Source organism: Pseudomonas sp. SWRI68 (assembly GCF_014269165.1).
Classification (GTDB): domain Bacteria; phylum Pseudomonadota; class Gammaproteobacteria; order Pseudomonadales; family Pseudomonadaceae; genus Aquipseudomonas; species Aquipseudomonas capeferrum.
Genome location: NZ_JABWRU010000001.1, coordinates 294,161 through 307,880, shown reverse-complemented (window position 1 = coordinate 307,880; position 13,720 = coordinate 294,161). Strand labels below are relative to the sequence as shown.

Annotated in this window: 17 protein-coding genes; 9 read left to right on the top strand and 8 right to left on the bottom strand. The window is 62.8% G+C overall.

Going from position 1 to position 13,720, the window contains the following annotated elements; translation table 11 throughout:
* Positions 1–5 precede the first annotated feature (5 nt).
* The 8 genes from lptC to HU770_RS01310 all read left to right on the top strand — a co-directional run bounded on the left by lptC (position 6) and on the right by HU770_RS01310 (position 5,502).
* A complete protein-coding gene (gene lptC / locus HU770_RS01345) occupies positions 6–578 on the top strand; it encodes an LPS export ABC transporter periplasmic protein LptC (RefSeq protein WP_033701095.1) in 573 nt (190 codons plus the stop codon).
* Entirely contained in the window at positions 565–1,089 is a 525-nt protein-coding gene (gene lptA / locus HU770_RS01340) for a lipopolysaccharide transport periplasmic protein LptA (RefSeq protein ID WP_033701097.1), read from the top strand. The genes lptC and lptA overlap by 14 nt, the downstream gene beginning before the upstream one ends.
* Positions 1,090–1,815, top strand: a complete 726-nt coding sequence (lptB, locus tag HU770_RS01335) for an LPS export ABC transporter ATP-binding protein (RefSeq protein ID WP_033701098.1) — start codon at positions 1,090–1,092, stop codon at positions 1,813–1,815.
* A 175-nt stretch (positions 1,816–1,990) separates the two neighbouring features.
* The gene (locus HU770_RS01330) at positions 1,991–3,484 is read left to right on the top strand and encodes an RNA polymerase factor sigma-54 (protein ID WP_186657060.1); all 1,494 of its coding nucleotides are present in this window, start codon (positions 1,991–1,993) and stop codon (positions 3,482–3,484) included.
* A gap of 82 nt (positions 3,485–3,566) precedes the next feature.
* Positions 3,567–3,875 (top strand): ribosome-associated translation inhibitor RaiA, encoded by a 309-nt coding sequence (gene raiA, locus HU770_RS01325; RefSeq protein ID WP_033701100.1) that lies wholly within the window; start codon positions 3,567–3,569, stop codon positions 3,873–3,875.
* 12 nt (positions 3,876–3,887) lie between these two features.
* On the top strand, positions 3,888–4,352 hold the full coding sequence (gene ptsN, locus HU770_RS01320; protein WP_033701102.1) for a PTS IIA-like nitrogen regulatory protein PtsN: 465 nt from the start codon (positions 3,888–3,890) through the stop codon (positions 4,350–4,352).
* Positions 4,353–4,354: 2 nt separating this feature from the next.
* Positions 4,355–5,209 (top strand): RNase adapter RapZ, encoded by an 855-nt coding sequence (gene rapZ, locus HU770_RS01315; protein WP_033701103.1) that lies wholly within the window; start codon positions 4,355–4,357, stop codon positions 5,207–5,209.
* 20 nt (positions 5,210–5,229) lie between these two features.
* Positions 5,230–5,502, top strand: a complete 273-nt coding sequence (locus HU770_RS01310) for an HPr family phosphocarrier protein (protein ID WP_033701105.1) — start codon at positions 5,230–5,232, stop codon at positions 5,500–5,502.
* Between the two features lie 5 nt (positions 5,503–5,507).
* On the opposite strand, the gene HU770_RS01305 is transcribed toward HU770_RS01310, so the two are convergent.
* The 6 genes from HU770_RS01305 to pmbA all read right to left on the bottom strand — a co-directional run bounded on the left by HU770_RS01305 (position 5,508) and on the right by pmbA (position 10,762).
* A complete protein-coding gene (locus HU770_RS01305) occupies positions 5,508–6,401 on the bottom strand; it encodes a ZIP family metal transporter (RefSeq protein ID WP_099452996.1) in 894 nt (297 codons plus the stop codon).
* Positions 6,402–6,412: 11 nt separating this feature from the next.
* Positions 6,413–7,024, bottom strand: coding sequence for a superoxide dismutase (locus tag HU770_RS01300; RefSeq protein WP_156310384.1), 612 nt, complete (start codon positions 7,022–7,024; stop codon positions 6,413–6,415).
* 1 nt (position 7,025) lies between these two features.
* Positions 7,026–7,487, bottom strand: coding sequence for a hypothetical protein (locus HU770_RS01295; protein WP_186662925.1), 462 nt, complete (start codon positions 7,485–7,487; stop codon positions 7,026–7,028).
* A 21-nt stretch (positions 7,488–7,508) separates the two neighbouring features.
* Positions 7,509–8,885: a class II fumarate hydratase gene (locus HU770_RS01290; RefSeq protein ID WP_156310390.1), complete on the bottom strand. Its 1,377-nt coding sequence runs from the start codon at positions 8,883–8,885 to the stop codon at positions 7,509–7,511.
* Positions 8,878–9,279 (bottom strand): hypothetical protein, encoded by a 402-nt coding sequence (locus tag HU770_RS01285; RefSeq protein WP_033701111.1) that lies wholly within the window; start codon positions 9,277–9,279, stop codon positions 8,878–8,880. Before HU770_RS01285 ends, HU770_RS01290 begins: the two co-directional genes overlap by 8 nt.
* Before the next feature lie 136 nt (positions 9,280–9,415).
* On the bottom strand, positions 9,416–10,762 hold the full coding sequence (gene pmbA / locus HU770_RS01280; RefSeq protein ID WP_186662924.1) for a metalloprotease PmbA: 1,347 nt from the start codon (positions 10,760–10,762) through the stop codon (positions 9,416–9,418).
* A 108-nt stretch (positions 10,763–10,870) separates the two neighbouring features.
* Here pmbA and yjgA point away from each other — a divergent pair, with 108 nt between their 5' ends.
* Complete coding sequence (yjgA, locus tag HU770_RS01275; protein ID WP_033701114.1) at positions 10,871–11,392, top strand: ribosome biogenesis factor YjgA; 522 nt, start codon at positions 10,871–10,873, stop codon at positions 11,390–11,392.
* A gap of 34 nt (positions 11,393–11,426) precedes the next feature.
* Here the strand turns inward: yjgA and tldD are convergent, their stop codons facing one another.
* The gene (tldD, locus tag HU770_RS01270; protein WP_033701116.1) at positions 11,427–12,866 is read right to left on the bottom strand and encodes a metalloprotease TldD; all 1,440 of its coding nucleotides are present in this window, start codon (positions 12,864–12,866) and stop codon (positions 11,427–11,429) included.
* Positions 12,867–12,868: 2 nt separating this feature from the next.
* Positions 12,869–13,720 (bottom strand): carbon-nitrogen hydrolase family protein, encoded by an 852-nt coding sequence (locus HU770_RS01265; RefSeq protein ID WP_186662923.1) that lies wholly within the window; start codon positions 13,718–13,720, stop codon positions 12,869–12,871.

Sequence of the window (13,720 nt, the reverse complement as noted above, 5' to 3'; positions counted from 1 at the left end):
TGCCCATGTTCAGCAAGAAAGTCCGCAACTTTGCGCTGCTCGGGGTCATCGCCGCCCTGCTGGTGGCGATCGGCTACTGGAACGTCAGCCCGGAAAGCTTCCTCGACAAGCCGGTGAGCCAGGTCGACGATAGCGCTATCGACTACTACGCGACCAACGCCCACAGCCTGCAATTCTTGCCCGACGGCAAACTGCAGTATGAAATGACCGCTGACAAGGTCGAGCACCTCAAGGCCAGCGAAATCACCCTGCTGACCACGCCCGACCTGCATATGTACCGCGGCACCGAGTACCCGTGGCACGTGCAGAGCGCCCGCGCCGAGGTCAACCCGGACGGTACCGAGGTCGAGCTGATCGACCAGGTACGCGTTGCCCGCACCGACGAAAAGCAGCGTGAGACCATCATTACCAGCTCACGCATGACCGTGTTCCCGCAGAAGCAATATGCGCAGACCGAGCAAGCCGTTAGAATCGACGGCGCCGGTGGCACAACTACGGGCAAAGGAATGAAAGCGTATTTGAAAGAAGGCAGGATGGACCTGCTCTCTAACGTAAGAGGACAGTATGAGGCTCGTTAAAACCCTCCCCCTTTTGCTCAGCCTGAGCGCAGCACTGGGAAGCGCGAGCGCCTTCGCACTGCCGAACGACCGTGATCAGCCGATCCGCATCCAGGCCGACAATGCCCATCTGGACGACAAGCAGGGTGTGGCCACCTACACCGGCGATGTGATCATCACCCAGGGCTCGATGAAAATCACTGGCAACACCGTGACCATCACCCGCTCCGCCACCGGCGATATCGACGTGGTGACCTCGGTGGGCAACCTGGCCTACTTCGAGCAGCAACAGAGCGCCGCCAAGCCGGACAAGATGAAGGGCTGGGGTGTGACTATCCAGTACCAGTCGCAGAAGGACCTGGTGATCCTCACCGACCGCGCCAAGGTCGAAAACGAAGGCAACACCACCGAAGGCGAGAAAATCGTCTACAACACCCAGACCCAGGTGGCGACCGCCGGTCGTGGTGGCAACGTGACTACACCGCGTCAGCGTATCGACATGGTGATCCAGCCCAAGAAGAAGGCCGAGTAAATGGCAACCCTTAAAGCCCAGCACCTGGCCAAGAGCTACAAGGGTCGGCAGGTCGTGCGCGATGTCAGCCTGTCGATCGACAGTGGCCAGATCGTCGGCCTGCTCGGCCCCAACGGCGCCGGCAAGACCACCTGCTTCTACATGATCGTCGGCCTGGTCCAGGCTGAGCAAGGGCGCGTGCTGATCGACAACCTCGATGTCAGCCACCAGCCCATGCACGGTCGCGCCCGCGCCGGTATCGGCTACCTGCCGCAGGAAGCTTCGATCTTCCGCAAGCTGTCGGTGGCCGACAACATCATGGCGATCCTCGAGACCCGCAAGGAACTCGACCGCGACGGCCGCCGCAAGGAGCTGGAAAGCCTGCTGCAGGAGTTCCATATCAGCCACATCCGCGACAACCTCGGCATGAGCCTCTCGGGTGGCGAACGCCGCCGCGTCGAGATCGCCCGGGCCTTGGCAACCGCACCGAAGTTCATCCTGCTGGACGAACCCTTCGCGGGTGTCGACCCGATTTCGGTCGGCGACATCAAGCAGATCATCCACCATCTCAAGGCCAAGGGCATCGGTGTACTGATCACCGACCACAACGTGCGCGAGACCTTGGATATCTGCGAAACCGCTTATATCGTCAATGATGGCCGACTGATCGCCGAAGGCGATGCCGAGACCATCCTGGCCAACGACCTGGTCAAAGAGGTTTACCTGGGTCACGAGTTCCGACTCTGACCCCGGGACGCACCTGGAGCACCGGCAAATAACCCTTGACGGGGTTTAAGTTGTTACGGTGCTCTAGGCAAACGCTACAATTTAAGGCATAAAACTTGCTTGAATTTGGCGCTCCGGCGCCCTCGTGTAGTGGATGGCGCATGCGCGCCGGCGAACAAGGTATTAAGCCCCTGCCATGAAACCATCGCTCGTCCTAAAAATGGGCCAGCAACTGACGATGACTCCTCAGTTGCAACAGGCCATCCGCCTCCTCCAGCTGTCCACCCTGGACCTCCAACAGGAAATCCAGGAAGCGCTGGAGTCGAACCCGATGCTCGAACGTCAGGAAGACGGCGAGGACTTCGACAATAGCGACCCGATGGCCGATAACGCCGAGAGCAAACCGGCCGCCGAAGCCCAGGACAACAGCTTCCAGGAAAGCACCGCCAGTGCCGAAAACCTGGAAGACGGTGAGTGGAGCGAGCGCATCCCCAACGAGCTGCCGGTCGACACCGCCTGGGAAGACATCTACCAGACCAGCGCCAGCAGCCTGCCAAGCAACGATGACGACGAGTGGGACTTCACCACCCGCACATCGGCCGGCGAGAGCCTGCAAAGCCACCTGCTGTGGCAGCTGAACCTGGCCCCGATGTCCGATACCGATCGCCTGATCGCCGTCACTCTGATCGACAGCATCAATGGCCAGGGCTACCTGGAAGACACCCTGGAGGAGATCTGCGCCGGTTTCGACCCTGAACTGGATATCGAGCTGGACGAGGTCGAAGCGGTCTTGCACCGCATCCAGCAGTTCGAGCCTGCCGGCGTCGGTGCACGCAACCTCGGCGAATGCCTGCTGTTGCAACTGCGTCAGCTGCCAGTCAGCACCCCTTGGATGGCCGAGGCCAAGCGCCTGGTCACCGACTTCATCGACCTGCTGGGTGGCCGCGACTACAGCCAGCTGATGCGGCGCATGAAGATCAAGGAAGACGAACTGCGCCAGGTCATCGAACTGGTGCAAAGCCTCAACCCGCGCCCCGGTTCACAGATCGAATCGAGCGAGCCCGAGTACGTCGTGCCCGACGTCATCGTGCGCAAGGACAGTGAGCGCTGGCTGGTCGAGCTGAACCAGGAGGCGATCCCGCGGCTGCGCGTCAACCCGCAGTACGCAGGCTTTGTCAGACGCGCCGACACCAGCGCCGACAACACCTTCATGCGCAACCAGCTGCAGGAAGCGCGCTGGTTCATCAAGAGCCTGCAGAGCCGCAACGAAACGCTGATGAAGGTCGCCACGCAGATCGTCGAGCATCAGCGCGGTTTTCTCGACCATGGCGACGAAGCGATGAAGCCCTTGGTGCTGCATGACATTGCCGAAGCGGTGGGCATGCACGAGTCGACCATTTCGCGGGTCACCACGCAGAAATACATGCACACGCCCCGCGGTATCTACGAACTGAAATACTTTTTCTCAAGCCATGTGAGCACCGCCGAAGGCGGAGAATGCTCGTCCACGGCGATCCGCGCGATCATCAAGAAACTGGTTGCGGCGGAAAATCAGAAAAAGCCATTGAGTGACAGCAAGATCGCTGGTTTACTGGAGGCACAAGGCATCCAGGTAGCCCGTCGCACCGTCGCCAAGTACCGCGAGTCTCTCGGCATCGCACCGTCGAGCGAGCGCAAGCGACTGATGTAGCCCCTGGTATGTGCCACAGCATTTGCGGGGCAGGTGCAAGACCTGCCTCTTTATGATGCACGGGCAACAAAGGAGAAGCTGTATGCAAGTCAACATCAGTGGACACCATGTAGAAGTCACCCCGCCGCTGCGCGACTATATCGAGCAGAAACTCAAGCGCCTGGAGGGTCACTTCGACAAGATTACCAACGTGCAGGTCATCATGAAGGTCGAGAAGCTGCAGCAGAAGGTCGAAGCGACCCTGCAGATTCCTGGCGGTGAAGTGGTCGCCAACGCGGAACACGAAGACATGTATGCAGCGATCGACGCCTTGGCCGACAAGCTCGACCGCCAACTGAAAAAACACAAGGAAAAACAGCAAAGCCTGCTGCAAGGCACGGCTGCCCGCTGATCCCCCTCATCCATGATCCGACTTGAAACCATCCTGACCCCCGGCCGTTCCCTCGTGAACGTGCCGGGCGGCAGTAAGAAGCGCGCCCTCGAAAAGGTCGCCACTGTCATCGCCGACCAAGTGCCAGAACTGGAGATGCAAGACGTCTTCGAGAAACTGGTCGCCCGTGAAAAACTCGGCTCGACCGGGTTCGGCAACGGCATCGCCATCCCCCACTGCCGGCTCGAAGGATGCACCGCCCCCGTCAGCGCCTTGCTGCACCTGGAGGCACCGATCGACTACGACGCCATCGATGGCGCACCCGTGGACCTGCTGTTCGTCCTGCTGGTGCCCGAAGCTGCCACCGATGCGCACCTGGAACTGCTGCGCCAGATTGCCAGCATGCTCGATCGCAAAGAGGTTCGTGATCGTCTGCGTGCAGCCAGCAGTAACGAGGCCCTGTACCAGGTTGTCCTGGACGTCCAGAGCGAGCCCTGAACATGCGTCTGATCATCGTTAGCGGCCGGTCCGGCTCCGGCAAGAGCACCGCCCTCGATGTGCTGGAAGACAACGGTTTCTATTGCATCGACAACCTGCCCGCCGGCCTGCTACCGCAGCTGGCGGAAAACGCGTTGATCAATACCGAGTTGCTGCAACCCAAGGTCGCCGTGTCGATTGACGCGCGCAACCTGCCCAGCCACCTGTCGCGTTTCCCCGAACTGCTCGAAGAGGCCCGAGCGCGGCACATCCAATGCGACGTGCTGTACCTGGACGCCGACGAAGATACGCTGCTCAAACGCTTCTCCGAGACGCGCCGGCGCCACCCGCTGACCAATGCCAACCGTTCCCTGGCAGAGGCAATACGGGTCGAGAGCGACATGCTGGGGCCGATCTCCGATCTGGCTGACCTGAAAATCGACACTACCAGCCTAAACCTTTACCAACTGCGCGACTCGATCAAGCTACGCCTGCTCAACCAGCCAGAGCCTGGCACTGCGTTTCTGGTCGAATCGTTCGGCTTCAAGCGCGGCATGCCGGTCGATGCCGACCTGGTGTTCGATGTGCGCTGCCTGCCCAACCCCTATTGGAAGCCCGAGCTGCGTGAGCACTCCGGCCTCGATCAGCCGGTGATCGACTACCTCGCCGCCCAGCCGGATGTCGAAGAGATGTTCAACGACATTTCCAGCTACCTGCTCAAATGGCTGCCCCGCTTCGCCGCCAGCAACCGCGCCTACGTCACTATCGCCATCGGCTGCACCGGCGGCCATCACCGCTCGGTGTACCTGACCGAACGCCTCGGCGAGTTGCTGCAGCAATCACTGAAAAACGTCCAGGTCCGCCACCGCGACCTCTAGCCCACAGGATCCACCCCACGATGCCCGCCTGCGAAATCACCATCATCAACAAGCTGGGCCTGCATGCCCGGGCGGCAGCCAAGTTCGTCGGCGTGGCCGGGCGCTTCCCCTGCCAGGTGCGCGTGGGCCGCGCGCCCGACAAGCTGGTGGACGGCAAAAGCATCATGGCAGTGATGATGCTCGCGGCAGGTAAAGGCACCCAGGTGCACCTGCTGACCGAAGGCGAACAGGACAACGAAGCGCTGGAAGCCTTGATCGAGCTGATCAACAACTACTTCGACGAAGGCGAGTAAACCGCTCAGGACATCGCGGTGTCCATCACCATCATCAGGCAGAAACCGATACACAGCCCCAGGCTGGCCAAGCGGTGATGCCCATTGCTGCGCGACTCAGGGATGATTTCCTGGGTCACCACCAACAGCATCGCTCCCGCCGCACACGCCAACCCCAACGGCAGCAGCAGTTCGGCTACGTTGACCAGCCAGGCACAGATCACCGCAGCCACGGGTTCGACCAGGCCTGAAGCGGCTCCGATCAGAAACGCCTTGAACCGCGGCATGCCCGCCCCCGCCAGCACCAGCGCTATCACCAGGCCCTCAGGCACATCCTGCAAGGCGATGCCCATGGCCAGGCTGTCGGCATCCGCCATACCGCCACCCGCCGACACGCCGATGGCCATGCCTTCAGGAATGTTGTGGGCAATGATGGCAATCACGAACAGCCAGATTCGCGCGGCGATCACTGGCTGGTTATCCGTGCCGACCAAGGCTTCCGGCGAGGCCCCGGAAACCTTGAGGTCGACCAGAAACAGGCACAAGGCGCCGAACATCAAGCCAAAGCTGATCAGGCCGCCCGCGCCCCAGGGGCTGAAGCCGATACCTTGAGCCGCTTCCAGCCCCGGAATGATCAGGGAAAACGCGGTGGCCGCCAGCATCACGCCGGCGCCGAAGCCCAGCAGTGTGTCGGCCAGGGCCACCGGCATATTACGTATCACCAACACCGGTACCGCGCCCAGCGCCGTCCCCAACGCGCACAGTGCGCCCCCCTCGAGGGCGCGCAACATGCGCGGTTCCAGGCCCAGCCAGGCAATGCCCTGCGCCAGCAACAGCGCAGTGCCGACCAGCAACAGCAAGGTTCCTATCGCCAGGCGAAACAGACGCACGCTGCTGACGGACAACACCTGTGAACGCATACCGGATCGACTCACTTCAAGGCTTCGAGATAACGACGTTCTACTTCCGCCCAGTCGACGACGTTGTAGAAGGCACCGATGTATTCAGGGCGACGGTTCTGGTACTTGAGGTAGTAAGCGTGTTCCCACACGTCCAACCCCAGGATCGGCGTATTACCGTGCATCAGCGGGCTGTCCTGGTTGCCGCTGCTTTCAACCACCAGCTTGTTTTCCGGGGTGACGCTGAGCCAGGCCCAACCACTGCCGAAGCGGCTCAGTGCCGCTTTGGTGAACGCGTCCTTGAAGGCGTCGAAACCACCCAGCTCGGCTTCGATTGCCTTGGCCACCTGACCGTGCGGCTGGCCGCCACCCTGTGGCGCCATCACGGTCCAGAACAGCGTGTGGTTGGCGTGGCCACCCCCTTGGTTGATCACCGCAGCCTGCAGCTTCTCTGGCAACTGCTTGACCGCGCCGACCAACTGCTCCACCGGCCACTCGGCCCATTCGGTGCCTTCGATAGCGGCGTTGAGGTTGTTGATATAGGTCTGGTGATGCTTGCTGTGGTGAATCTCCATGGTCTGGGCATCGATGTGCGGTTCCAGCGCATCGTAGGCATAGGGCAACGCAGGCAAGGTGTGTGGCATGTCAGTGGATTCCGTAAGCGTGGGGTCTGGGTGTCACGTCGGCCTTCGCGGCCAGCGCGCTGGCCGCGGGTGCGTGACGGTTGAGCAGGCGCTCGGTGCGCGGGTACTGGCCGTACTCGGCGATGAAATTCAGCAACTCGGTGTAGGTGCGCCCACTGTGGCGCAGCGCGGCATCGCGCAGCGCCTGGGGCAAGCGGGCCTCCTGGCTGGCCTGCAGCAGGCGCTGATGCGCAGAGCACAGGTAGTCGGCGCTCTCGTGCGGCTGGTTCAGCCGCAGGTGCAGGTCGGCCAGGTTGTGGTGAGCGATGACGAACACCGCCACCGCTTCGTCGACGTCATGCCAGCGCTCGAACAGCACCTGGGCCAGTGCCAGGGCTTGCAGGTAGTGTTCCCGTGCATCGACCCACTCACCTTGCTCGAACAGGTGGTTGGCCATTTCGGTGGTGCGTTTCCAGTGCTGCATGGCGTGTCTCCTGCGCCGGGGTCAGATCCCGCCGGCGGTGAGTTTTTCCGGGTCGAGCAGCGCTTCCAGCTGGTCGCGCGACAAGTCGGTATGCTCCAGCGCCACATCGATGATCGGGCGGCCTTGCTGGTAGGCGGTCTTGGCGATTTCGGCGGCCTTGAGATAGCCGATGATCGGGTTCAGCGCCGTGACCAGGATCGGGTTGCGCGCCAGCGCCTCCTTGAGCTTGCCTTCATTGACCTTGAACGTGGCGATGGCCTTGTCGGCCAGCAAGCGGCTGACGTTGGCCATCAGTTCGATGCTTTCCAGCAGGTTGCGGGCGATCACCGGCAGCATCACGTTCAGCTCGAAGTTGCCCGACTGTCCGGCGATGGCGATGGTCGCGTCATTGCCGATGACCTGCGCAGCCACCATGGCAGTGGCTTCCGGGATCACTGGGTTGACCTTGCCCGGCATGATCGAAGAGCCAGGCTGCAGGCCTTGCAGTTCAATCTCGCCAAGGCCGGCCAACGGGCCGGAGTTCATCCAGCGCAGGTCGTTGGCGATTTTCATCAGCGCCACCGCAGCAGTCTTGAGCTGCCCGGAAAGAGCTACGGCGGTGTCCTGCGAGCCGATCAGGGCAAACAGGTTCTGCCCAGGGGTGAACTCGACCTGGGTCAGGGCACTGAGCTGGCGCGCGAAGCCGGCAGCGAACTGTGGGTGGGCGTTGATACCCGTTCCCACCGCCGTGCCGCCCTGGGCCAGCGCCTGCAGGCTCGGCAGGGTCGCCTCGATGTGCGCCTGCGCGCCTTTGATTTGTGCTGCCCAGCCGTCGAGCACCTGGCTCATGCGCACGGGCATGGCGTCCATCAGGTGGGTACGGCCGGTTTTGACGAATGGGTGTACCTGCTGCGATTTGGCCTCGATCACCTGTACCAGGTGACGCAACGCTGGCAGCAGTTGCTCGTGCAGCGCCAGGGCGGCACTGACATGGATGGTGGTCGGGATGATGTCGTTGCTGCTCTGGCCGCAGTTCACATGGTCGTTGGCATTGACCGCATTACCCAGCACGCGAGTCGCCAGGGTGGCGATCACCTCGTTGGCGTTCATATTCGAACTGGTGCCGGAACCGGTCTGGAACACATCCACCGGGAAATGCTGGATGAAATCTTCCGCCAGCAGTTGTTCGACTGCCTTGACGATGGCCTGACCTTGCTCGGCGCTCACCTGCTCCAGCTCGATGTTGGCCTTGGCCGCTGCGGCCTTGGCCAGCAGCAATGCGCGAATGAACTGGGCCGGCATGCGCTGGCCGCTGACCGGGAAGTTGTCGACCGCGCGCTGGGTCTGGGCGCCATACAGGGCCTCGGCAGGCACCTGCAGCTCACCCATGCTGTCACGCTCGATACGGGTATTACTCATCGTCTAATCCTTGCATCAGTTCATCGGGAGAAATCGAAGGCAGCAGCACGCAATTGGCCAATTGCAGGGCGTAGGGCTGCCAGCGCTGGTTCTGTTCGCGGCGGTCGAGGTTGCGCAGGTCGAGCAAGGGTCGCCAGGCCTGGTCCAGGCACAGGCAGCGCCAATGCCAGGGCAGCATGCGGTCGCAAGCGGTATCCAGGAGCAGGCGAAAGGAGGTCAGGGCCACCGTCCATGGCAAGGTTTCGGTGCAGCACACCAGGTAGCGGCCTTCGGCCAGGTAGTGCTCGATCAGGCGCGGCTCATCGGGCTCGAGCGCGCAGCGAATGCGCCGGCTGAGCCAGCGCCAGTTTTCCAGGTAGGGCAACTCGTGGAGGACGGATTTCATGAACACCATCGCCAAGCAACTGGGTAATGATATTCATTATTAAGTGATAAATAGAATCACTTCAAGAGGGCATCGACCAAAGCAGGGAGTAAGCAGGTATAAAAAACCCGGCGCGCAGGCCGGGTTTTGTAGATCAGGCGGCCACTCAGCTGCCGGCAACGGTCATCCGTTCGATCAGCACCGAGCCCGTGTGAATATTGCTGCGGGTCTCAAGATCGCTACCGATCGCCACGATTTGCTGGAACATGTCCTTCATGTTCCCGGCGATGGTCACTTCCTGGACCGCATGCTGGATCTCGCCGTTCTCGACCCAGAAGCCTGCAGCCCCACGCGAATAGTCGCCCGTGACCATGTTCAGGCCATGCCCCATCAACTCGGTCACCAGCAAGCCACGCCCCATCCGGCGGATCAGGGCCGCCTGGTCCTCGACGCCGTGGGTCACATACAGGTTGTGCACCCCCCCGGAGTTGGCCGTGCTGGGCAGGCCGAGCTTGCGCCCGGAATAGGTCCCCAGCAGGTACGACACCAGCTCACCCTTGTCGACGAACGGTTTGGCGTAGGTCGCCAGGCCGTCACCGTCGAACGCAGCACTGCCCAAGGCCCGGGCAATATGCGGGCGCTCATCGAGGGTCAGCCAGCTTGGGAACAGCCGCTGCCCGATAGTGCCTTCAAGGAACGACGACTTGCGGTACAGGTTGCCGCCGGAAATGGCCGACAGGAAGCTGCCAAACAGGCCGCCGGCGAGCTCTGCCGAGAACAGCACCGGCACTTCGCACGTCGGCACCGGGCGGGCGCCGAGGCGGCTGGCCGCACGCTGGGCCGCACGCTGGCCGATGCTGCGCGGGTCGGCCAACAAATTGCCCTGGCGGTTTACGTCATACCAGTAGTCACGCTGCATCTGGCCATCACCCTCGGCGATCATCACGCAGCTCAGGCTGTGTCGGGTCGAGGCGTAGCTGCCGATGAAGCCGTGGCTGTTGCCATACACTCGGCACCCTTGGTGAGTGTTGAGCGTGGTGCCATCGGCGTTGAGAATGCGTGAATCGGCGTCGAACGCCGCGGCCTCGCAAGCCAGGGCCATCTCGATCGCCTTCTCGGGTTCGATGTCCCAGTCGTGGTAAAGGTCCAGGTCCGGGATATCGCGGGCCATCAGGGCGGCGTCGGCCAAGCCGGAGCATTCGTCTTCGGACGTATGCTTGGCGATCGCCAGCGCGGCGGCTACGGTTTCGCGGATCGCCTCGGGGCCACTTGCCGAGGTACTGGCCGAACCTTTGCGCTGGCCGACATAGAGGGTGATGCCAAAGCCCTGGTCACGGTTGAACTCGACCGTTTCGACCTCGCGCTGACGCACCGTGGTGGACAGGCCTTGCTCCAGCGAGACCGCCACTTCGCAGGCACTGGCGCCCTGGCGACGCGCTTCGGCGATGATCGCTTCGACCTGCTCCTGCAAGGCTGGCAGGTCTTTCGGACCTACGCTCTGGACTGCACTCATGGTTCTCTCCACTCAAATTCTGCGTTCGGCGAGGGTCATTCTACGACCGGGCCGGACAAGCGGCCCCCGACTGGTTATCATGGCGGCGATTTCTAGCGGACTGCCACCATGGTTGATTCAAACGACGACGCCTTCGACGGCGAAAAAAGCAAAACCCAGATCAAGCGCGAACTGCATGCACTGGTCGAACTCGGCGAGCGCCTCACTACGCTCAAGGCCGACACCCTGGCACGCCTGCCGTTGACCGACGAGCTGCGCAAGGCGCTGGCCGAGGCCAGCAAGCACACCGCTCACGGTGCCCGCAAACGCCACATGTCGTTTGTCGGCAAGCTGATGCGTGTGCAGGACCTGGATGCCATCCATGCCTTGCTCGAACAGATGGACAGCTCGACCCGCCAGTACAACGAGCGTTTCCACGGCCTGGAGCGCTGGCGCGACCGGTTGATCGACGGCAATGACGAAGACCTCGAACGCTTCGTCAACGAGTACCCCGATACCGATCGCCAGCAAATGCGCTCGCTGATCCGCCATGCCCAGCACGAGAAGGCGCGTAACAAACCGCCTGCCGCCGCGCGCAAGGTGTTCAAGTACATCCGCGACCTCGACGAGCTGCAGCGCGGATTGCGCTGATTGCCCAGGGGCTGCTGCGCAGCCCCCACACCTGTCACGCCCCGGTCCCGCCGACGGTAATCGCATCGAGTTTCAACGTCGGCTGCCCGACCCCTACCGGCACCGACTGCCCATCCTTGCCGCACGTGCCGACGCCACTGTCCAGCGCCAGGTCATTGCCGACCATCGACACCCGGCTCATCGCCTCCGGCCCGTTGCCAATCAGCGTTGCACCCTTGACCGGCGCGGTGATCTTGCCGTCTTCGATCAGGTAAGCCTCACTGGTGGAAAAGACGAACTTGCCGCTGGTGATATCCACCTGGCCACCGCCCAGGTTGGCGCAATAGATGCCTCTCTTCACCGAAGCGATGATTTCCTGCGGGTCGCTTTCGCCCGCGCGCATGTAGGTGTTGGTCATGCGCGGCATCGGCAGATGGGCGTAGGATTCGCGGCGGCCATTGCCGGTCACGGCCATGCCCATCAGGCGGGCGTTCAGTTTGTCCTGCATGTAGCCTTTGAGCACACCGTTCTCGATCAGCGTGGTGCACTCGGTCGGGGTGCCTTCGTCATCCACGCTCAACGAACCGCGGCGGCCTTCAAGGGTGCCGTCGTCGACGATGGTGCACAGTTTCGACGCCACCTGCTCACCGATCCGGCCGCTGAACGCCGAGCTGCCCTTGCGGTTGAAGTCGCCTTCCAGGCCATGGCCCACCGCTTCATGCAACAGTACGCCCGACCAGCCCGGCCCCAGCACCACGGGCAAGGTACCCGCCGGGGCAGGAATCGCCTCCAGGTTCACCAGGGCCTGACGCAACGCCTCACGGGCATAACCCATGACTTTCTCTTCGGTGAAGAAGCGGTAGTCGGTACGCCCGCCGCCACCCTGGCCACCGCGCTCGCGGCGGCCATTGTGTTCGACGATGACGCTGACGTTGAAGCGCACCAGCGGGCGCACGTCGGCGGCCAGGCTGCCATCGGCCGCCGCGATGAGAATGCGCTCCCAGACCCCGGCCATGCTCACGCTGACCTGCTGGATACGCGGGTCCAGCGCCCGGGTGGCGGCATCGACACGCTTGAGCAGGTCGACCTTTTCGGCGCGACTGAGCACATCCAGGGGGTTGTCCGGCGCATACAGGGCCGTCACATCCTGGCTGCGGAAAGCCTGGACCGTACCATTCTGCCCGGCACGGGAGATCGAACGCGCGGCACGGGCCGCCGAGGTCAGTGCCTCCAGGTTGATGGCGTTGCTGTAGGCGAAGCCGGTCTTTTCACCGGACTGGGCACGCACGCCCACGCCTTGGTCGAGGTTGAAGCTGCCCTCTTTGACGATGCCGTCCTCCAGCGCCCAGGTTTCCGAGATCTGGCCCTGGAAATACAAGTCGGCGGCATCGATGCCCGGGCCGGCCAACTCACCCAGCACAGCCTGCAGGCTGTCCAGGGTCAACCCGCCTGGGGCCAGGAGCTGCTCGCTGACGGTGGATAACATCTGGCTCATAGTCACTCCGAGGTGTGCGCAGGCCGCAAGGCGTCCTGCGAGAAAAAGCGCCGGTGCGAAACCACCGGCATGCGCGCCCGAATGGACGCTTGTTCATCAGTGTCGCGCTCGGCGAGCAATACCGCTTCGCCCTGCGCCTGCTGCGCAACGATCCGCCCCCAAGGGTCGACGATCGCTGCATGCCCATGGGTTTCCCGTGGGCCTGGATGGGTGCCGCCCTGCGCTGCGGCCAACAGGTAGCATTGGGTCTCGATGGCACGCGCGCGAATCAGCACGTCCCAGTGCGCCGCGCCCGTCACCGCAGTGAAGGCGGCTGGCGCGCAGATCAGCTCGGCCCCGGCAGCGCGCAAGGCACTGTACAACTCGGGGAAGCGCAGGTCATAGCATACGCTCAGGCCCAGGCGCCCCACCGGGGTATCGGCCACCACCACCTGCGCGCCATGGGCATAGTCGTCGGACTCACGGTAACGGCCGCGGTTGTCGGCGACGTCCACGTCGAACAGGTGCAACTTGTCGTAGCGTGCCGCCACTTCACCGTGCTCGTCGATCAGCAGTGAGCAGGCATGGGCCTTGGCATCAGGCTGGCCGACCGGTGGCAACGGCAAGGTGCCGGCAACAATCCATAACTTGAGGTCGCGCGCGGTGCGTTTCAACCATGGCAGGATCGGCCCTTCGTTCAAGGCTTCGGCGCGGCCGATCACTGCAGCATCCTTGCGCCCCATGGCGGCGAAGTTTTCTGGCAGCACGGCCAGGCGTGCGCCACCGAGCGCGGCCTGTTCAAGCAGGGCGCCGGCACGCTGCAGGTTGGCCAGCACGTCGTCCTGACTGACCATCTGGATCACCGCTGCCTTCAT